17 protein-coding genes are annotated in these 18,706 nt (G+C 66.6%); 11 read left to right on the forward strand and 6 right to left on the reverse strand.

Translation table 11 applies throughout. The annotated features are described in order from the left end of the window. Positions 1 to 584: 584 nt before the first annotated feature. The 4 genes from ACWKV7_RS22030 to ACWKV7_RS22045 form a co-directional block, all read right to left on the reverse strand. Positions 585 to 3,716, reverse strand: a complete 3,132-nt coding sequence (locus ACWKV7_RS22030) for an efflux RND transporter permease subunit (RefSeq protein WP_483859849.1) — start codon at positions 3,714 to 3,716, stop codon at positions 585 to 587. Then, positions 3,713 to 5,149: an efflux RND transporter periplasmic adaptor subunit gene (locus ACWKV7_RS22035; protein ID WP_483859850.1), complete on the reverse strand. Its 1,437-nt coding sequence runs from the start codon at positions 5,147 to 5,149 to the stop codon at positions 3,713 to 3,715. Before ACWKV7_RS22035 ends, ACWKV7_RS22030 begins: the two co-directional genes overlap by 4 nt. Beyond that, positions 5,146 to 6,384, reverse strand: a complete 1,239-nt coding sequence (locus tag ACWKV7_RS22040; protein WP_483859851.1) for a TolC family protein — start codon at positions 6,382 to 6,384, stop codon at positions 5,146 to 5,148. The genes ACWKV7_RS22035 and ACWKV7_RS22040 overlap by 4 nt, the downstream gene beginning before the upstream one ends. An 88-nt stretch (positions 6,385 to 6,472) precedes the next feature. Then, the gene (locus ACWKV7_RS22045; protein ID WP_483859852.1) at positions 6,473 to 6,802 is read right to left on the reverse strand and encodes a hypothetical protein; all 330 of its coding nucleotides are present in this window, start codon (positions 6,800 to 6,802) and stop codon (positions 6,473 to 6,475) included. Positions 6,803 to 6,987: 185 nt separating this feature from the next. Here ACWKV7_RS22045 and ACWKV7_RS22050 point away from each other — a divergent pair, with 185 nt between their 5' ends. From ACWKV7_RS22050 to ACWKV7_RS22085, 8 genes are all read left to right on the forward strand, one after another. Next, positions 6,988 to 7,413 carry a hypothetical protein gene (locus ACWKV7_RS22050; RefSeq protein ID WP_483859853.1) on the forward strand — a complete coding sequence of 142 codons (426 nt, stop codon included), beginning with the start codon at positions 6,988 to 6,990 and terminating at the stop codon, positions 7,411 to 7,413. An 85-nt stretch (positions 7,414 to 7,498) separates the two neighbouring features. Further along, the gene (locus tag ACWKV7_RS22055; protein ID WP_483859854.1) at positions 7,499 to 7,786 is read left to right on the forward strand and encodes a hypothetical protein; all 288 of its coding nucleotides are present in this window, start codon (positions 7,499 to 7,501) and stop codon (positions 7,784 to 7,786) included. A gap of 9 nt (positions 7,787 to 7,795) precedes the next feature. Beyond that, a complete protein-coding gene (locus ACWKV7_RS22060; protein ID WP_483859855.1) occupies positions 7,796 to 9,199 on the forward strand; it encodes a TolC family protein in 1,404 nt (467 codons plus the stop codon). 16 nt (positions 9,200 to 9,215) lie between these two features. Further along, complete coding sequence (locus tag ACWKV7_RS22065; RefSeq protein ID WP_483859856.1) at positions 9,216 to 10,625, forward strand: multicopper oxidase family protein; 1,410 nt, start codon at positions 9,216 to 9,218, stop codon at positions 10,623 to 10,625. A 20-nt stretch (positions 10,626 to 10,645) separates the two neighbouring features. Next, complete coding sequence (locus tag ACWKV7_RS22070; RefSeq protein ID WP_483859857.1) at positions 10,646 to 11,179, forward strand: cupredoxin domain-containing protein; 534 nt, start codon at positions 10,646 to 10,648, stop codon at positions 11,177 to 11,179. 41 nt (positions 11,180 to 11,220) lie between these two features. Beyond that, entirely contained in the window at positions 11,221 to 11,556 is a 336-nt protein-coding gene (locus ACWKV7_RS22075; RefSeq protein ID WP_483859858.1) for a copper-binding protein, read from the forward strand. 10 nt (positions 11,557 to 11,566) lie between these two features. Next, on the forward strand, positions 11,567 to 12,007 hold the full coding sequence (locus tag ACWKV7_RS22080; protein WP_483859859.1) for a YqaA family protein: 441 nt from the start codon (positions 11,567 to 11,569) through the stop codon (positions 12,005 to 12,007). Between the two features lie 83 nt (positions 12,008 to 12,090). After that, positions 12,091 to 14,037 carry a sodium:solute symporter family protein gene (locus tag ACWKV7_RS22085; protein WP_483859860.1) on the forward strand — a complete coding sequence of 649 codons (1,947 nt, stop codon included), beginning with the start codon at positions 12,091 to 12,093 and terminating at the stop codon, positions 14,035 to 14,037. Here the strand turns inward: ACWKV7_RS22085 and ACWKV7_RS22090 are convergent. Both ACWKV7_RS22090 and chrA read right to left on the reverse strand, forming a co-directional pair. Further along, positions 14,006 to 14,422 (reverse strand): GNAT family acetyltransferase, encoded by a 417-nt coding sequence (locus ACWKV7_RS22090; RefSeq protein WP_483859861.1) that lies wholly within the window; start codon positions 14,420 to 14,422, stop codon positions 14,006 to 14,008. The two genes, ACWKV7_RS22085 and ACWKV7_RS22090, sit on opposite strands and share 32 nt — an antisense overlap. Before the next feature lie 13 nt (positions 14,423 to 14,435). Then, entirely contained in the window at positions 14,436 to 15,800 is a 1,365-nt protein-coding gene (gene chrA, locus ACWKV7_RS22095; RefSeq protein ID WP_483859862.1) for a chromate efflux transporter, read from the reverse strand. 183 nt (positions 15,801 to 15,983) lie between these two features. On the opposite strand from chrA, the gene ACWKV7_RS22100 reads away from it, so the two are divergent. From ACWKV7_RS22100 to ACWKV7_RS22110, 3 genes are all read left to right on the forward strand, one after another. Further along, on the forward strand, positions 15,984 to 17,399 hold the full coding sequence (locus tag ACWKV7_RS22100; protein WP_483859863.1) for a tetratricopeptide repeat protein: 1,416 nt from the start codon (positions 15,984 to 15,986) through the stop codon (positions 17,397 to 17,399). A 197-nt stretch (positions 17,400 to 17,596) separates the two neighbouring features. Beyond that, positions 17,597 to 17,971, forward strand: a complete 375-nt coding sequence (locus tag ACWKV7_RS22105; RefSeq protein ID WP_483859864.1) for a BON domain-containing protein — start codon at positions 17,597 to 17,599, stop codon at positions 17,969 to 17,971. Between the two features lie 373 nt (positions 17,972 to 18,344). Next, positions 18,345 to 18,706: POTRA domain-containing protein (locus ACWKV7_RS22110; protein ID WP_483859865.1), on the forward strand; the 362-nt coding region annotated here is incomplete at its 3' end.

An 18,706-nucleotide genomic window follows, 5' to 3' on the forward strand; every position in this document is an offset into this window, starting at 1 on the left:
TCTTGCGCAGAAGCAAACAGGCTCGAGTTGGCTTTCAGCTTTTCAGCTTTTGGGCTTTTGGGCTTTTGCCGCAGAACTGTCAGGCCCAGAGAAGTCCCCGTCAGGAGGCCGAGTGGAGGCGCTGCGCAGGGGGACGAGCGGCAGGATGCCGCGAGATACCGATGGCGGCCCCGCGTAATGGGCCATGGATGGCCCTTGTACGCCGGCCCCCGGAGCAGTGCCGGAAGGAGGGGAGTCGAGCGCAGCGAGACCCGGATGCCGGGGTGCGCTTTCTTTTGCTTACTTTTCTTTGCGCATTTCAAAGAAGAAGTGAGGCGCCGGGAGGCGCAACAAGAGGTGTCGGCAGAACGCGATAAGCAGCCAGCGCACTGACCAGCCGGCACAACCACACAACCTTGCCAGTCCGGTATCAAGGCCGCCTTTCCCGAAAAGGCGTATTGGTTCAGGCAAAGGCTATAGCGAGCGCACGGGATGCCGTGGTCGGTTAGCCGCTGCGCTGGCGGTAGACCTCCCTCGTCGCGCCGCCCGGCATCTGCCGAGAAAGCGCGAAGAGCCTGTGCCTTTCCAGGCTCCCCGCGCGTGGCTCAAAGCGTGCGGCACTGCCGTCGGCGCATCAGTAGGTAGGCCGCCGGTACCACGAACAACGACAGCAACGGCGCGCTGAGCATGCCGCCGACCATGGGCGCGGCGATGCGGCTCATCACTTCGCTGCCGGTGCCGCCGCCCCAGAGGATTGGCAGCAGGCCGGCGATGATCACCGCCACCGTCATCGCCTTGGGCCGCACGCGTTGCACCGCACCTTCGCGAATGCTCTCCAACAATCCCAGCGGTGATTCGTCACCCTCGTCGCGGCGCTCCTGCCAGGCGTTTTTCAGGTACAGCAGCATGATCACGCCGAACTCGGCGGCCACGCCGGCCAGGGCGATGAAGCCGACGCCGGTGGCCACCGACAGGTTGAAGTCCATCCAGTAGAGGAACCACACCCCACCCGTGAGGGCGAAAGGCAGCGTGGCCATGATCAGCAGCGCCTCGTCGAAGCGGCTGAAGCACAGGTAGAGCAGCACGAAGATGATCAGCAGGGTGGCCGGCACCACCAGCTTGAGCCGCGCGTTGGCCCGCTCGAGAAACTCGAACTGGCCCGAGTAGCTCAGGCTCATGCCCGGCTGCAACTGGACCTGCTCGGCGATGGCCTGGCGCAGGTCGCCCACCACCGAGGCCAGGTCGCGACCGCGCACATCGATGTAGACCCAGCCGGATGGCCGCGCATTCTCGCTCTTGAGCATGGGCGGCCCATCGCTGATCTTGATCCTGGCCACGGTGCCGAGGGTGATCTGGCTACCCTGCGGGGTATAGATCGGCAGTTGCGCCAGGCCCGCCAGCGAGTCGCGCCACTCCCGTGGATAGCGCAGGCTGATGGGGAAGCGTGCCAGCCCCTCGATGGTTTCGCCGATGTTCTCCCCGCCGATGGCGCCGGCGACGATCGCCTGCACGTCGGCCACGTTCAACCCGTAGCGCGCGGCGGCGCGGCGGTCGATGTCGACATCGATGTAGCGCCCGCCGGTCAGGCGTTCGGCCAGGGCGGAACTGACCCCCGGCACCGTCTTCGCTACCCGCTCCACCGCCTGGGTGACGGCGTCGATCTGTGCCAGATCGACGCCGGCCACCTTCACGCCGATGGGGCTCTTGATGCCGGTGGCGAGCATATCGATGCGGTTGCGGATCGGCGGAATCCACAGGTTGGCCAGGCCCGGTACCTGAACTACCCGATCCAGCTCTTCCACCAGCTTCTCCGGGGTCATGCCGGGGCGCCACTGATCGCGCGGCTTGAACTGGATGGTGGTCTCGAACATCTCCAGCGGCGCCGGGTCGGTGGCCGTCTCGGCGCGGCCGGCCTTGCCGAACACATGGGCGACCTCGGGCACGGTCTTGATCAGGCGGTCGGTCTGCTGCAGCAGCTGCGCGGCCTTCTGCGCCGACAGGCCCGGCAGGGCTGTGGGCATGTACAGCAGGTCGCCCTCGTCCAGCGGCGGCAGGAACTCCCCACCGAGCCGCGACAGCGGCCAGAGGGTGGTGAGGAACACCAGCAGCGCTAGCGCAAGAGTGACCTTCGGCCAGCGCAGCACCCATTCCAGCGCCGGCTGGTAGAGGCGAATCAACCCGCGGTTGAGCGGGTTACGCCGCTCATCCGGGATGCGTCCGCGAATCCAATAGCCCATCAATACCGGCACCAGGGTCACCGACAAACCGGCGGCCGCGGCCATGGCGTAGGTCTTGGTGAAGGCCAGCGGGCCGAACAGCCGGCCTTCCTGGGCCTCCAGGGTGAACACTGGGATGAACGACAGGGTGATGATCAGCAGACTGAAGAACAGCGCCGGGCCGACCTCCACCGCTGCCGCGGTGATTACCCGCCAGTGCTCGACGCCCTTGAGTTCGCCGTCCGGGTGCTGCTCGCGCCAGTGCTCTATGCGCTTGTGGGCGTTCTCGATCATCACCACCGCGGCATCGATCATCGCGCCGATGGCGATGGCGATGCCTCCGAGGGACATGATGTTGGCGTTGATACCCTGCTGGCGCATGACGATGAAGGCCAGCAGGATGCCGATAGGCAGCGAAATGATCGCCACCAGCGAGGAGCGCAGGTGCCAGAGGAACACCAGGCAGACCAGCGCAACCACCACGAACTCTTCCAGCAGCTTGTGGCTGAGGTTGCGTACCGCGCGGTCGATCAGCTTGCTGCGGTCGTAGGTGGTGACGATTTCCACCCCATCCGGCAGGCCCTTCTGCAGCGCCTCCAATTTGCTCTTCAGTGCGCCGATGGTCTCGCGGGCATTCTTGCCGCTGCGCAGGATCACCACGCCGCCGACCACTTCGCCTTCGCCATCCAGCTCGGCGATGCCCCGGCGCATCTCCGGACCGAGCTGGATGTGCGCCACGTCGCCAAGGGTGACCGGAACGCCGCCGGCATCCAGGCGCAGCGGGATGCTACGGAAATCCGCCAGGCTGGCCAGGTAGCCGGAGGCGCGCACTATGAACTCGGTTTCGGCCAGTTCCACCACGGCGCCGCCGGTCTCCTGGTTGGCCCTGCCGACGGCCTCGCGCACTTCGCTTTGGGTGATGCCGAGGCTGGCCAGCTTGAGCGGGTCGAGCAGTACCTGGTACTGCTTGACCATGCCGCCGATGGTGGCTACCTCGGCGACGTTGGCCAGGGTCTTCAGCTCGAACTTGAGGAACCAGTCCTGCAGGGCGCGCAGTTGCGCCAGGTCGTGGCGGCCGCTGCGGTCGACCAGGGCGTACTGGTAGATCCAGCCGACCCCGGTGGCGTCCGGCCCCAGCGCCGGCTTGGCGCTGGCCGGCAGACGGCTCTGGATCTGACTGAGGTACTCCAGCACCCGCGAGCGGGCCCAGTAAAGGTCGGTGCCGTCCTCGAACAGCACGTAGACGAAGCTGTCACCGAAGAACGAATAGCCGCGCACGGTCTTCGCCCCCGGCACCGAGAGCATGGTAGTGGTCAGCGGGTAGGTGACCTGGTTCTCGACGATCTGTGGCGCCTGGCCGGGGAAGGGCGTGCGGATGATCACCTGCACGTCGGAGAGGTCCGGCAGGGCGTCGATCGCCGTGCTCTGCATCGACCAGACACCCCAGGCGCTGGCGAACAGGGTGGCGAGCAGCACCAGGAAGCGGTTGGCTACCGACCAGCGGATCAGGGCCGCGATCATGGCTGCACCCCCAGCTTCTCGATGCGCTCTATCAGCAGACCGTCGTCGGTCTCACGCACACCGAAGCGCACGCGATCGCCCACCTTCAATCCCTTGCCCAGTGCCGGGTCGGCCAACTCGAAGCTCATGGTCATGCCGGGCATGCCCAGGGTCTTGAATGGACCGTGGCTGAGGGTCAAGGCATTGTCCTCGACCTCGTCGATGCGCCCTTCGGCATCATGCAGGGCCGGCTCCGCTTGTGCCTGATCGAGCCCCTGGGCGAGTACGCCACGCAGGCTGGCTTCGGAATCCAGCAGGAACTGTCCGGAGGCGACTATTTGCTGGCCTTCGGCGAGGCCGTCCAGCACTTCCACCTTGTCCAGGGTTTCCCGGCCCAGACGGACCTCGATCGGCCGGTAGCGGCCCTCGGCTTCGGCGAGCATGACCAGTGCTCGGCGGCCAGTGCGGATCACCGCCTCGTTGGGTACGAACAATGCCGTCTGCCCGTTGTCGCGATGCAGCCGTACCTGGGCGCTCATGCCCGGTCGCAGGCGGCCGTTCGGGTTGGGTAGCTCGGCCCGCAGGCGAACGGTTCGGCTATCCAGGTTGGCTTGCGGTAGAAAGGCGTCGACGCTGCCGCTCAGCACTTCGCCAGGGAAGGCCGATAGTCGGGCCTCGACGGTCTGGCCGAGGCGCACGCCAGCGGTTTCGGCCTCGGGTACCGCCACTTCCAGCCAGACGCTGTCCAGGCCGTTGATCGTGGCCAGCGACTCGCCGGCATCCAGGGTCATGCCTTCGCGCACGTCGAGTTCGGTGATCACGCCAGCGATGGGGCTGACCACCGTCCATACCGGCTGGGCCTTGCCGCTGCGCTCGATGCGGGCGATGAGATCGGTCGGCATCCCGGCCAGGCGCAGACGCTGCCGCGCGGCGGCGACCAAATCGGCGTCGCCGATGGCGCGCAGGGCGAGAAACTCTTCCTGCGCCGCGGCCCACTCGGGCACCAGCAGGTCGGCCAGCGGCGCGCCGGCATCGATCAGATCCTCCGGTGCGTGCGGGTAGACCCGCTCGACGAAGCCGCCGCGACGGGCCTGCACCACCGCCACGTCGCGGGCGTTGAACTGCAGGGTGCCGACGACGTCAAGCTCGCCATGCAGCGCTTCGCGGCTGACCTTGGCCAGCCGCACGCCGAGGTTCTGGGCGATGCTGGCATCGATGCTGACCGCGGCACCGTCGCCACCTCCATCGGCATAACGCGGTACCAGATCCATGTCCATGAAGGGCGACTTGCCGGGCTTGTCGAAGCGCTGCTGCGGGTACATCGGGTCGTACCAGTAGAGCACTTCGCGTTCCGCTTTTGGTTCGGCATGGGCAGCGCTCCAGCCGAGGGTGATGAGCAGCGCCAGCAGCGGCGGGCCGATCAGCAGGGTGGTTGTGTTGCGTCGCTGGCTCATTGCGCATTCTCCCCATAGGCGAAATGCAGGCGTGCGCTGGCCAGCGCACGCTGCTCGGCCAGGTCGATCTGGTTCAGACGGGCTTCGATCAATGCGCGGCGGGCGTCGATCACGCTGCCCAGCTCGCCGCTGCCGGCGCGATAGTCGGCCAGCGCCAGGCGTACCCGCTTTTCGGCCAAGGGCACCAGCGTTTCCCGGCTGCGTTGCACGGCCCGGTCGAGCCGCTGGTACTCGGCCAGGTCGTCTTCCAGTTGCTGGTTGTGTTCGCGGGTCAGCGCTTCGCGCTCGGCCTCCAGGCGCAACACCTCGGCGCGGCGCGCGGCGATCTTCGGGTCCTGGCGGCTGCCGGCGAACAGCGGCAGGTCGAAGCTGAACTGTACGGAGACCATGTCGCCGAAGGCCGGGTCGCGCCGTTGGTAGGCGAGCTCCCAACTCCAGTCCGGACGCTTGTCGGCCTCGGCGAGGCTGACCCGGGCCTGTGCCTCGCGGGTCATGGGGGCGAAGCTGCTGAGTTCGGGGTGATGGTGCAGGCTCTGCCGGTAGCGCTGTTCATCCACCGGCCAGTTCGGCCAGTTGCCGTTGACCGGCTCGTCCGCCGCCGCGCCGACCCAGCGGCGCAGCGCGGCGCGGGTCTGCCTGCGGGTGCTTAGCAGCAGGTCTTCCTGCTCGGCGAGCAGCGCCGCTTCCTGCTTCGGTACCAGGCTGTCGGCGGACTGGCCGAGGCCACCGGCCAGTCGCGCTTGCACGGCTTTGTCCAGCAGACGGTTCTCGTCGTAGAGGGCCTGGAATGCTTGCAGCTTGCGTTCGATGGCCAGTGCGGCGATCCACGCCTGGGCAGTCTCCCGGCGCACGCGCAGGCGTTCGACCTGCTGCTGCGCGCCGGCGCTATCCACCGCGGCGGCGGCGACCTCGACCCGGGCACGGCGCTTGGCGCGGTTGGGCACTTCCTGCATCAGGCCGACCATCTGCATGGTCATTGGCTCGCGGTCCAGTCGCCAGCGGTCGGCGCCTTCGATCGGCACGTTCTGCAGGCCCAGGGCGAGTTTCGGGTCCGGCAGTTCGCCGGCGGGAATGGCCTCATGGCGGGCCGCCTCCAGATTGGCCGATTGGGCAGCCAGGGAGGGAGCTTCGTGTTCGGCCAGGCGCAAGGCTTCGTCAAGGGTCAGCGCCGCCGCCAGGCCGGGTAGGGCCAGCAGCCACGCAGCGAGGATCGCCCGGTAACGGGTAACGCTCATGTTGCGGATTCCTGTATGAATCGCGCGTCCTCAGGGACGCGCAAACGCCATGCCCCGACAGGGGGCGGCACTCAAGGCGAAACAGGAATCAGGCGCGGGGAGGGCGCCAGACGTCGGCGGGGGCGCCGTTGGGTAGGATGTCGCTATAGAGCGTGAGGCTGGGCAGATGGGGCAGGCTCAGCGTCGGCTTGCCCAGGGAGGCTTGCAACAGGTTCCCGCTCTTGCATTCCTGGCCGCTCTTGCAGGGCTTGCCGGCCAGGGATCGCTGGTCCGCATCCTCGCAGCAGTCCTCGGCCATCGGCATGCCGGCGGCTTGCATCGGGCAGGGTTGCGCCGGCAGCTGCAGGCTCGCCATGCCGCTAACGGGCAGCGTCAGGCAGAGCAGCAGGAGCAGGCAGCGACGCAGGAATGGGTTCATGCGCCGGAGTCTAGTCGCGGCAGCGGGGGCGGGGCAATCGGCCCGCTGCGGCTGTTCGTCGCGCTCCAGGGCTGGTGCGGGTTTCCGGCAGATTACATTTTTGTCAGCTGCCTCCATGCCCATCGCGAAGGCTGCATACTGCGCCGCGTGCCCGTCTGTGGGTCTGCATCAAGGAATCGAGCTGCATGTCGCCTGCCTTCTCGCCTACCGCTCAGCGTGCCCTTCGCGCTCGACTGCTGGGGAGAGTGCGTCTGGCGCTAATGCTGGCATTGATGCTGGCGTTGCCACTGCAGACCATCGCCGGCGTACTGATGCCCTTCTGCGGAGCGGCCCATCACGGGAAGGCTGCGCCGGCTATCGAGTTGGTTGCTGCGCAACACGATCACGCCCAGGCCAGCGCAGAGCACGACCACCAGCACAATAGCAATGCCGCAATGGACGAGGGTCGCTGTAGTGCCTGTCTGGCCTGCTGCGGCGCGGCCGCGTTGGTCGGCGGTGTGGTGGCCCTGAGCCCGGCGCCCAGCGTTGTTCCCTTGCAGTCCCGTTCCTACTGCTTCGACGGTTTCATCGCCGACACTCCCGAACGTCCACCGCGCGACTCTTTCGCCTGAATTCGAGCGCGCCCGTTTGTGGCGCAATCCGAAACCGGCCGCGGATGCCTCCCGGTATCCACTGGCCCAAGCGAGAGAAAATGCCATGCCTTGTCATCTTTTGCGGGCGCTTGCCTGCCTGGGCCTGTTGGCCGCTGCCGGGCTGACCTGGGCCGAGCCCGATCCGGCCGACCCGAGCGCCACCGTGCCTCCACTCGACTACCGCTCGCCGTTGGCGGACTACCCCGGTGCCGCAGAGCAAGCCGTCGAGTCCTGGCGCGACGCCAACGACAGGGTCGGCCGCATCGGCGGCTGGCGGACCTACGCCCGTGAGGCCTGGGAAGAGTCCCCGGTCGAGCCGCAAGACGGGCAATCCCACCAACACATGCATTGAGGTGCGCGCATGAACACCGTGCAATCGCTGTTCGCACTGGCTTTGGGCGCCGCCTTGCTGTCCGGCTGCGCGAGCTTTTCAGAGGATGGAGGCTTCACCCCGGTGGCGCAGCAAGCCACCGAACGGCTCGACAAAGAGGTGGTTTGGGCGCGCTCGGACGCCGAGCGTGAGCTGATCGGGCAACGCGTCGGCGAATTGCTGAGCAAGCCGCTGTCCGTCGAAGACGCAGTGCAGGTCGCGCTATTGAACAATCCGGGCCTGCAGGCCTCGTTCTATGAACTTGGCATCGCCGAGGCCGATCTGGTGCAGGCCGGGCGCCTGGCCAACCCGGGGTTCTCCTTCGGCCGCCTGACCCGTGGCGAGGAAGTGGAATACGAGCGCGGCGTGCACCTCAACCTGGCCCGGCTGATCGCCATGCCGCTGACCCGGCGCATGGAGTCCGCACGCTTGCAGCAGATACAGCAGGAGGCCAGCCTGGCGCTGTTCGAGCTGGCCAGCGCGACCCGCAAGGCGTATTACCGAGCGGTCGCCGCCGAGGAGACCGTGCGCTACATGGGGCAAGTCATGGAGGCGGCGGAATCCGGTGCCGAGTTGGCCCGGCGCATGGCAGCAGCCGGCAACTTCAACCGCCTGCAACTGGCCCGCGAACAGGGCTTCTATGCCGACGCCGCGCTCAACCGGGCGCGTGCCGAACAGGCGCGGGTGCAGGCTCGCGAGCAGCTGACCCGTCTACTCGGCCTGTGGGGCGGGCAGACCGCCTTCCAGCTGCCCGAGCGCTTGCCTGATCTGCCCGAGCAGGTCGAGGAGCAGCCGGACGTGGAGCGCACGGCCATGGCCCAGCGTCTGGACATCCAGGCCGCGCGCCAGGGCACCGAGCGCCTGGCCAGAAACCTCGGGCTGAGCAAGACCACCGGGCTGATCAACGTGCTGGAGCTGGGCGTGATGCGCAATTCCTCCAATGAGGAGCCGACCCAGCGTGGCTACGAGATCAGCCTGGAACTGCCGCTGTTCGACTGGGGCGGCGCCCGCGTGGCCAAGGCCGAGGCACTCTATCGGCAGGCGCTGCTGCGCACCGCCGAAACTGCCGTGAACGCCCGCTCCGAGGTGCGCGAAGCCTACCTCGGCTACCGTGCCGCCTATGACATCGCCCGTCATTATCGCGAGCACATCCTGCCGCTGCGCCAGCGCATCGCCGAGGAAAACCTGCTGCGTTACAACGGCATGTTGATCGGCGTGTTCGAGTTGCTCGCCGATGCCCGCGCGCAGGTAACCACCGTCAATGCCGCCATCGAGGCGCAGCGGGATTTCTGGCTGGCCCGCGCCGACCTGGATATGGCCATGGTCGGCACTCCCAGCCTGTCCTCCGCCCCGCAGATCGCTGGCCCGGCTGAAGCCGCCGGCGGCGGCCACTAACTGAGGAATACCGACCATGGTTTCTCGACGCGATTTCTTCCTCGGCGCCGGCGCCATTACCGCGGCAGTGGCCGCCTCCTCGGTGAGCCGGGTTTCCCTGGCTGGGCTGCCCGAGCCGGTCATGCAATCCAGCGCAGATACCCAGCCGCCGCTGGAGCCGAGCGATGGCAGGCCCTATCGCCCGGTGGTGACGCTCAACGGCTGGACCCTGCCGTGGCGAATGAACGACGGGGTCAAGGAGTTCCACCTGGTGGCCGAGCCGGTGGTGCGGGAGATGGCACCCGGTTTCAAGGCCCACCTGTGGGGCTATAACGGCCAGTCACCGGGGCCGACCATCGAGGTGGTGGAAGGCGACCGGGTACGCATCTTCGTCACCAACAAGCTGCCCGAGCACACCAGCATCCATTGGCACGGGCAGCGCCTGCCGAATGGCATGGACGGCGTCGCCGGGCTGACCCAGAAGGCGATTCCGGTGGGCAAGACCTTCGCCTACGAGTTCGTTGCGCGCCGTCCCGGTACTTTCATGTACCACCCGCATGCCGACGAGATGACCCAGATGGCCATGGGCATGATGGGCTTCTGGGTCACCCATCCGAAGGAGCCGCACCCGTTGATCGAGGAGGTCGACCGCGATTTCTGCTTCCTGCTCAGCGCCTACGACATCGAGCCGGGCAGCTACACGCCGAAGATCATGACCATGCTCGATTTCAACCTGTGGACCTTCAACAGCCGCATCTTTCCCGGCATCGACCCGCTGGTGGTGCGGCAGAACGACCGGGTGCGGCTGCGCGTCGGCAACCTGACCATGACCAACCACCCGATCCACCTGCACGGCCATGAATTCGAGGTCACCGGCACCGATGGCGGGCCGACGCCCAAGGGCGCGCGCTGGCCGGAAGTGACCACCGACGTGGCGGTGGGGCAGATGCGCCAGATCGAGTTCCTCGCCGACGAGCCGGGGGACTGGGCGCTGCACTGCCACAAAAGCCACCACACCATGAACGCCATGGGACACGACGTGCCGACCCTGATCGGCGTCGACCACAGCGGCCTGACCCGCAAGATCGCCGGGCTGGTGCCCGACTACATGGTGATGGGCGAGCGCGGCATGGCGGACATGGCCGAGATGGAGATGCCGCTGCCGGACAACACCGCGCCGATGATGACCGGCGACGGCCCGTTCGGCTCGGTGGAAATGGGCGGCATGTTCACCGTGCTCAAAGTGCGCGCTGAGCAGAAGCCCGGCGATTACCGCGACCCGGGCTGGTTCAAGCATCCGCCCGGCACTGTGGCTTCCGAATGGCGCGGTGCCCTGGCCGAGCCGCCGCGTAGCGGCGATGCCGGCGGGCAGAGCATGCCGCGAGTTCAGCAGGTGCCCGAGGTCGAAGTACAGGTACGCAAACCCGGCGGTCATGCCGGGCATTGATTCATGAGAGGACGGTAAACATGCAAGCGAAAAGCGGAAAACAGCGAGCGTTCGGATATGCCATGGGCGTGCTGGTGCTGTTTGGTTTCGGCGTCGTGAATCAGGCCGTTGCCCATAGCGAAAAGATGCACGGCGCCCCTGCCGAGGCGGCGGTGCTCAAGGAGCAAAAGCCCTGGGGCATCGCCGGCGATGCCGCGGAGGTGGACCGAACCATCGAGGTGCGCATGAGCGATGCCATGCGTTTCACTCCCGAACACATCGAAGTGCGCGCAGGCGAGACCATTCGCTTCGTGCACCACAACGACGGCAAGGTGCTGCACGAATTCGTCTTGGGCACCAAGCAGGAGCTCGATGAACATGCGGCCTTGATGACGAAGTTTCCCGGCATGGAGCACGACGAGCCCTATATGGCCCATGTGGCGCCGGGCAAGCGCGAGGAGATCGTCTGGACCTTCAACCGCGTGGGCGAATTCGATTTCGCCTGCCTGATCCCCGGGCATTACCAGGCGGGCATGGTCGGCAAGATCAAGGTACTGCCCAGCGCCCAGCAATGAACCAGGCGTTACTGATATTTCACCCTTGAGGAGATTGACCGATGAAAAAACTGCTGATCGTTGCTTTGCTTGCCAGTGGTCTGGCCCTGCCTGCCCTTGCCCAGGAAGACAACGCCGCAAGCCACGACGCCCACCATCCGGTGGCCCAGGGCACGGCGGCCATGACCCAGGGCGAAGTGCGCAAGATCGACCTGCAGAACGGCAAGGTCACCCTGCGCCATGGCCCGATCGAGAACCTCGGCATGCCACCGATGACCATGGTGTTCAGGGTCGACGACAGCGCACGGCTGAAAGACCTCAAGCCGGGCGACAAAGTGCTGTTCCAGGCCGAGCAGCAGGGCGGCGCCATCGTCGTCACCGACATCCAGCCGCAGTGACGCGGTGTTGATGGCGGAACTCGCCGCCTACGCCGGGCTGTTCCTGCTGGCATTCGGCGCCGCCAGCCTGCTGCCGTTGCAGTCGGAGGCGGCGCTGGTGGGGCTTCTACTCAGTGGCAGCTATCCCCCGTGGGCATTGCTGGCGGTGGCTTCCGTCGGCAACACCCTGGGCTCGGCACTCAACTGGCTGCTCGGTCGCTACATCGAGCACTTCCGCGAGCGGCGCTGGTTCCCCGCCACGCCGCAGCGCCTGGAACGGGCCCAGGCGTGGTATCACCGCTACGGCCGCTGGTCGCTGCTGCTCAGCTGGCTGCCGGTGGTCGGCGACCCGCTGACGCTGATCGCCGGGGTGATGCGCGAACCCTGGTGGAGCTTTCTGCTGATCGTCGCGCTGGCCAAGAGCTTGCGCTATCTGCTGCTGACCGGCTTGACCCTGGGCTGGCTGGGCTAGCAGCCGCTCGTCATCTTTCGCGCACTATTCCGGCGCGCTGCGCTCACAGAATCAGGATCTCCAACCCCATAAGGAACCTACGGATGTTGGACTTACTGATCGTGCTCGCCTTCGTGGCCTATGGCCTCTTCGCCGGCTTGCGGGCCCGCAACAAGGCCTCGCAGAGCTTGCAGCAGTACTTCCTCGCCGGTCGCAGTATCAAGGGTTGGCAGGCCGGCACCTCGATGGCGGCCACCCAGTTCGCCGCCGACACACCGCTGCTGGTCACCGGCCTGGTCGCCACCGCCGGGGTCTTCGCCCTCTGGCGCCTGTGGATCTACGGGCTGGCCTTCCTGCTCATGGCGTTCGTCTTCGCCGCCGGCTGGCGCCGTGCCGGCGTGCTCACCGATGCCGAGCTGACCAAGGTGCGCTACAGCGGGCCCGGGGTCGTGCCGCTGCGCCTGCTCAAGGCGATCTACTACGGCACGGTGATCAATTGCGTGGTGCTGGCGATGGTGCTGGTGGCGGCGATCCGCATCGCCGAAGTGTTCCTGCCCTGGCACACCTGGCTACCGGATGCGCTGTACCAGCCGGTTCTCGGCTTCGTCACCGCCACCGGCCTGCAACTGGGCGAGAGCGTCACCGGGTTGGATGCGGCGGTGATGACGGCGAACAACCTGATCTCGATTCTGCTGATCTTGCTCTTCACCGCCACCTATTCGATCACTGGTGGCCTGCGCGCGGTGATCCAGACCGACGTGCTGCAATTTGCCCTGGCCATGCTGGGGACCATCGCCTATGCCTGGTTCGTGATCGATGCCGCCGGTGGCCTGGGCGGGCTGACCGAGCGCATCGTCGACTTGTACGGTGCGGAGCAGGCCGGGCGCATGCTGTCCTTCAGTCCGCCCGATACGGCCGGCGAGGTGCTGATGCCGTTTCTGGTGATCATCGGCCTGCAGTGGTTCTTCCAGATGAACTCAGACGGCACCGGCTACCTGGCGCAGCGTTCGATGGCCTGTCGCAACGACCGCGATGCGCGCACCGCTGGCGTGGTTTTCGCCTGGCTGCAGATTTTCTTCCGCAGCCTGTTCTGGCTGGCCATCGCCATCGGCCTGCTGGTGCTCTATCCGTTCACGCCGGAGCAGGCGAGCGGCGCCGGCTTTGCCGCCAGCCGCGAAATCCTGTTCGTCCAGGGCATCGACGACCTGCTGCCACCGGGCATTCGCGGGCTGATGCTGGTGGGCCTGCTGGCGGCGCTGGCCTCTACCGTCGACACCCACCTCAACTGGGGCGCGTCCTACTGGAGCAACGATGTCTACGACGGCGTGGTCTGCCGGCACCTGCTCAAGCGCACGCCCAAGGGGCGCGAGCTGGTGCTGGTGGCGCGGCTGTCCAACGTGCTGATCCTGCTGATCGCCATGGCCATCATGGCCAACCTCGGTTCGATCCAGACCGCCTGGTTCATCTCCCTGCTGTTCGGCGCCGGCATGGGGTCGGTGCTGGTGCTGCGCTGGCTGTGGGAGCGCATCAACCTGTGGTCTGAGCTGGCGGCCATGGTGGTGTCGCTGATCACCGCGCCCCTGCTGCTGTATTACCTCGGTACCGAGCCGCAGGACGAATGGATTCGCCTGGGCGTCATGGCCTTGGCGACCACCACGGCAGCGATTCTGATTACCTTCGTCACGCCGCGCACGGACACGGCGACGCTCGACGCCTTCTACAGCCGGGTGCGGCCGTTCGGCTTCTGGGGCGCTACCGCGCAGCGCTGCGGCGACCGCCGGCTGGCTCCGCGCCGGGCGCTGGGCCTGCGCCTGTGGGCGGCGATTGCCACCGCGCTGTCACTGTTCGGCATGTTGCTCGGCGTCGGCCGCCTGCTGTTCCCGCCGCCGGGCGGCAGCGACGCCCTCAGTTGGGCGTGTATCGCCGTGGGGGTGCTGCTGATGCCGGTGTGGCTGCGCATGGTGATGGCCAAGGACCTGAGCATCGAGCGGGGCGAGCCGGCGTTCGCCGGGGCCACGGTCAGTCCTCGATCAGGCGCCGGCCCAGGCTGATCACCTCGTCCTGCACATAGCCGAGGCTCCGGTAGAACGACAGGGCTTCGGCATTGGAGCTGCGCACCTGCAGGTTGAGCTTCGGGCAGCCACGCGCGCGCAACTGGCGCTCCACTTCCGCCATGAGTTGGCGGCCGAGCGACTGCCGCTGCCGCTCCGGCGCCACCGCCAGGTAGTTGATCCAGCCACGATGACCATCGAAACCGGCCATCGCCGTGGCGACGATCTCGCCTTGCACTACCCCGACGAGAAACAACTCCGGTTGCTCGGTGAGCTTGCGCGCAATGTCCTTGCGCGGGTCGTTCCAGGGACGGGTCAGGCCGCAGCGTTGCCAGAGCTGGATGACTGCCGCTTCATCCGCCGCTTGAAAGGCACGTATTTCCATGGGTTCTTTCGCCTCAGCCGATAAGCAGGTGAACCAGCAGCCCGAGCAGTGCACAGCCCGCGAGCACCTCGATCACGCCACGCTTGTAGCGCAGCAGTGCCGCGGCGGCGGCCAGGGCGATTAGCGCTGAGGGCCAGTCGAAGGGGCCGGCGAAGCCTTGCGGCCAGAGCACGTGGAAACCGAAGAACAGCGCCAGGTTGAGGATCACCCCGACCACCGCCGCTGTGATCGCGGTCAGCGGCGCGGTGAATTTCAGCGTGTTGTGGGTCGACTCCACCAGTGGCCCGCCGATCAGGATGAACAGGAACGACGGCAGGAAGGTGAACCAGGTGACCAGGCCGGCGGCCAGGGCGCCGGCCAGAAAGGCCTGGTCGGGGCCGAACACCGGGTGCACGTAGGCGCCGACGAAGCCGACGAAGGCCACCACCATGATCAGCGGTCCCGGTGTGGTTTCGCCCAGGGCCAGGCCATCGATCATCTGCGTCGGCGTCAGCCAGCCGTAGTGGTCGACCGCGCCCTGGTACACGTAGGGCAACACCGCGTAGGCGCCACCGAAGGTGAGCAGGGCGGCCTTGGTGAAGAACCAGGCCATCTGCGTTAGCGTGCCCTGCCAGCCGAACAGTGTGCTGAGCAGGGCCATCGGCAGCAACCAGAGCAGGGCACCGATCACCCCGATCAGCAGCAGCCGCGTCCAGCGAAAGCGCGCATGGTCGGGCGGCGGGGAGTCGTCGTCGATCAATGCCGGGCCGAAGGAGGCCGCGCTGGCGCCGTGGCCGCCACCGATGCTGAACGCCTCCGGGGCCAGCCGCCCGCCGAGATAGCCGAGCGCCGCCGCGCCGAGCACGATGGCGGGGAAGGGCAGCTCGAGGGCGAAGATGGCGACGAAGGACGCCGCGGCCATCGCCCATAGCCAGCGGTTCTTCAATGCCCGCGTGCCGATGCGATGGGCTGCCTGCACCACGATGGCGGTCACCGCCGGCTTGATGCCATAGAACAGCCCGGCTACCAGCGGCACTTCGCCGAAGGCGATATACAGCCAGGACAGCGCGATCAGGATGAACAGCGAGGGCAGCACGAACAGGGCGCCGGCGACGATGCCGCCCCAGCTGCGGTGCATCAGCCAGCCGATGTAGGTGGCCAGTTGCTGGGCTTCCGGGCCGGGCAGCAGCATGCAGTAATTCAAGGCATGGAGAAATCGCCGTTCGGAAATCCAGCGCCGTCGCTCCACCAACTCCTGATGCATGATCGAGATCTGCCCGGCCGGCCCGCCGAAACTGATGAAGCCGAGCTTCAGCCAGAACAGCAGCGCCTGGCCAAAGGTGATCGGCTGCAGGTCGGTTGCGGCCGGCTCGGCCTGGGGGGCGCTGGGGTGGCTCATGGAAAATCCTTGCGGCGGGAGCGGCCGATGATTGGCGAGTCGCCGGGGAAAATAAAGAGGGCAGATGACAAGCAGGCCGCTTTGGCTCCATGGAAATGGCCGTTGGCCGCCCGCGGCTTGCACCCTGGCTTCGCTTGCCCGGACAATGCCGGCCTTTTTCGCCGTATCGCTCAAGGACGCAGCATGGATATCACCTACTGCCACTATCACCCCACGCAGCCGTCAACCTGGCATTGCCTGCCCTGCCAACGGTACTACGGCGACTGCTGCGTGCCGCTCAATGCCGATGCGCCGGAAGAGGCGCCGCAGTGCCCGCTGTGTCGCGGCTCGCTGAGCTTTCTCGGCGCCGCCAACAGCGCGCAGCCGTTCTGGCAGCGCACCGGGCAGTTCTTTCTCTATGGCCTGCAGACCGGGCCGCTGGCCTTCGCCGCGTTGCTGGCGCTGGCCAGCCTGTTCATGCCGCGCTCGTTGTTGCTGTGGATCGGCCTGTTCAGCGTGGCAACCAAATACCTGCACAGCGTGATCGAGGCCAGCAGCCTGGCGGAAAGCCAGGCGCCCAGCTTGCAGTCCGCATTCCGCGCCGAAGGCTTCGCACTGTTCTTCAGGCAACTGGTGGTGTTTTTCCTGGCATTCGCCGCCCTGTGGGTGGCCAGCGACTTCGACAGCGAAGCGGTGTTCTGGTTGGTCAACATCGCCCTGATGCTGGTGCTGCCGGCGAGCATCATCCGCCTGGCGCTGGACAAGACCCTGGGCGCGGCCCTGAGCCCGGAGGAGGTCGGCCAGGTGATCCGCGCCATGGGCTGGCGCTACCTGATCCTCTGCCTGTTCCTGTTCATGCTGCGGCAATCGCCGGACGCGGTGCTCTACCTGCTTTCCCACGGTCTGCCGTCGGTGGTGCTGGTGCCGGTAGGGGCATTCCTGTTCGGCTACTTCGGCGTGGTCATGTGCGCCATGATGGGTTACGCGGTGTTCCAGTATCAGGGCGCACTCGGCTATGCGGTGGCGGACGAGGAGGGCCTGCCGGCCTTCCCGGCGGACGAGTTCCTGCGTCGCCGTGCCCTCGCCGAGGCGGAGATTCGCCTCAAGGAAGGCCAGAGCGGGCAGGCCCTGGAAGTGCTCAACGCCGCCCTGAATCGCGAGCCGAACGACCTGCGCCTGAACGAGCGCATGCACCAGTTGCTCTTCGGGCTGAACGACCGCGAGCGCTGCCTGCGCCACCTGGATCACTACCTGCCGCTGGTGGCCGTGGCCAACCCCGCCCTGGGGGCCACGGCGCTGCTCAACGGCCGGCAGCTCAAGGCCGACTACCTGCCGGAGGACGGTCTGGTCTGCGAGAAGATCGCCGGCGCATTGCTGCAGCGGCACAAGCCCCGCGAAGCCTTGAGCCTGCTGCGCAACCTGCACCAGCGCTGCCCGGGTTACCCGCATGTCCCGCGGGCCTATCTGCTGGCCGCGCGGGCCTTCGCCGAGGACCTCGGCCAAGTGGAACCGGCGCGCAAGCTGCTCGCATTCATTCGCGCGCGCTATCCCAACTGGCCGCAGATGGCCGACGTGACCGCGCTGGAGCAAACCATCGCCCGGCTGTCGACTAGCGCCTGAGTGCCATCATGCAAGTTGCAAGCGCCAGAACCCGGCAGCATGCAACTTGCACGGGGACTGCCGCCTCGACTGTTTGGTAACTTATTGTTTTTAAAGGAGTAATTTTAGCCTGCGGCTTGGCATGGCCCTTGCGATTCAAGTAGCGCTGTCCCCGAAAGGAGTGTGCAGCCTTTTTGAATGAACAGGAGTGAATCGCTATGAAACAGCCCTTCAACATGTGGGCCATTGCTGCCTTCGCCGCCCTGAGCATGCCCTTGGCCAACGTTTACGCGGATACCCATGCCGCCCCTGCCCAGGACGCTGTTCAGCCGTTGCTGCTGGCCGCCGATGACACCATGGACGAGGTAGGGGATGCGGTTTCCGATACCTGGATCACCGGCAAGGTGAAGTCGAGCTTCCTGGCCGACGACGACATCAGCGGTCTGAAGATCGAGGTCGAAACCAAGGACGGCATCGTGTCGCTCTCCGGGACCGTGAATACCGATGCCGAGCGTGAGCTGGCGATCCAGAAGGCCCGCAGCATCGAGGGTGTCCGTGAAGTCTCGGCAGACGGTTTGAAAACCGCCAGCTGATTGCCGCCCGCGCCCTGATCGCCAAACGATCAGGGCGCCTGGAGGAGGATGACGCCGAGGCGCAGCGGGTATCGCCAAGCGGCACGAGCGCCAAGGCCGGAGCGAACCCTCAACATGAACCGTGGGATTCGATAGCGGGGCCGTGACCCTGTGACCGATCCCGAATGAATTGCGCCGTCTCAAGGCAATCTTGAATGGCGGCGGTGTGGGCTGGGCAGGGAAGGCTCGGAGCCCTTGGGCTATTGATAGGGTGTCAGTAAATTCTGTGAATCACCTCTCATTTGGTCAGATCAATATTTGACCAGTCAGGGGGTGGTAAAGAGAATGCGCGCCCTAATATCGAAGTGCCACTATTTCCCCAGGGATGGTTGCGATGCGCCCGCTGCTGTACGTGTCCGGCTTTGCCGTTGTTCTGTCCGCCTTTCCCGTTTTTGCCGCCGAGCCCCTGCCGGGCGAACTGGACCTGATCCGCGACCGCCAGGAGCGCCTGCTCGACGAGCAGCGCCGCCGCCTCGAAGAACTGCAGCAACTGCCCGGCCGCGAGGCCGCCATCGAGCCGGCCGCGCCGGTGGCCGGCGAGCAGTGCTTCGACATCGCCTCGATCCGCCTGCAGGGTGCCGAGCTGTTCGCCGAGGCCGAGCAGCGCGCCCTGCTCGAGCCCTTCGAGGGCCAATGCCTGGGCGCCAGCCGCCTCAACGAGCTGCTCAAGGCCATCACCCAGCAATACATCGAGCG

The sequence above is a fragment of the Zestomonas ipomoeae genome (genome assembly GCF_057128665.1).

What these genes read in the sequence shown, in the direction of transcription:
- chrA (WP_483859862.1), bottom strand. Translation starts at nt 15,800, where the DNA reads ATGAGCCACCCCAGCGCCCCCCAGGCCGAGCCGGCCGCAACCGACCTG.
- ACWKV7_RS22075 (WP_483859858.1), top strand. Translation starts at nt 11,221, where the DNA reads ATGAAAAAACTGCTGATCGTTGCTTTGCTTGCCAGTGGTCTGGCCCTG.
- ACWKV7_RS22060 (WP_483859855.1), top strand. Translation starts at nt 7,796, where the DNA reads ATGAACACCGTGCAATCGCTGTTCGCACTGGCTTTGGGCGCCGCCTTG.
- ACWKV7_RS22080 (WP_483859859.1), top strand. Translation starts at nt 11,567, where the DNA reads ATGGCGGAACTCGCCGCCTACGCCGGGCTGTTCCTGCTGGCATTCGGC.
- ACWKV7_RS22045 (WP_483859852.1), bottom strand. Translation starts at nt 6,802, where the DNA reads ATGAACCCATTCCTGCGTCGCTGCCTGCTCCTGCTGCTCTGCCTGACG.
- ACWKV7_RS22050 (WP_483859853.1), top strand. Translation starts at nt 6,988, where the DNA reads ATGTCGCCTGCCTTCTCGCCTACCGCTCAGCGTGCCCTTCGCGCTCGA.
- ACWKV7_RS22100 (WP_483859863.1), top strand. Translation starts at nt 15,984, where the DNA reads ATGGATATCACCTACTGCCACTATCACCCCACGCAGCCGTCAACCTGG.
- ACWKV7_RS22085 (WP_483859860.1), top strand. Translation starts at nt 12,091, where the DNA reads ATGTTGGACTTACTGATCGTGCTCGCCTTCGTGGCCTATGGCCTCTTC.
- ACWKV7_RS22090 (WP_483859861.1), bottom strand. Translation starts at nt 14,422, where the DNA reads ATGGAAATACGTGCCTTTCAAGCGGCGGATGAAGCGGCAGTCATCCAG.
- ACWKV7_RS22105 (WP_483859864.1), top strand. Translation starts at nt 17,597, where the DNA reads ATGAAACAGCCCTTCAACATGTGGGCCATTGCTGCCTTCGCCGCCCTG.
- ACWKV7_RS22035 (WP_483859850.1), bottom strand. Translation starts at nt 5,149, where the DNA reads ATGAGCCAGCGACGCAACACAACCACCCTGCTGATCGGCCCGCCGCTG.
- ACWKV7_RS22070 (WP_483859857.1), top strand. Translation starts at nt 10,646, where the DNA reads ATGCAAGCGAAAAGCGGAAAACAGCGAGCGTTCGGATATGCCATGGGC.
- ACWKV7_RS22040 (WP_483859851.1), bottom strand. Translation starts at nt 6,384, where the DNA reads ATGAGCGTTACCCGTTACCGGGCGATCCTCGCTGCGTGGCTGCTGGCC.
- ACWKV7_RS22030 (WP_483859849.1), bottom strand. Translation starts at nt 3,716, where the DNA reads ATGATCGCGGCCCTGATCCGCTGGTCGGTAGCCAACCGCTTCCTGGTG.
- ACWKV7_RS22055 (WP_483859854.1), top strand. Translation starts at nt 7,499, where the DNA reads ATGCCTTGTCATCTTTTGCGGGCGCTTGCCTGCCTGGGCCTGTTGGCC.
- ACWKV7_RS22065 (WP_483859856.1), top strand. Translation starts at nt 9,216, where the DNA reads ATGGTTTCTCGACGCGATTTCTTCCTCGGCGCCGGCGCCATTACCGCG.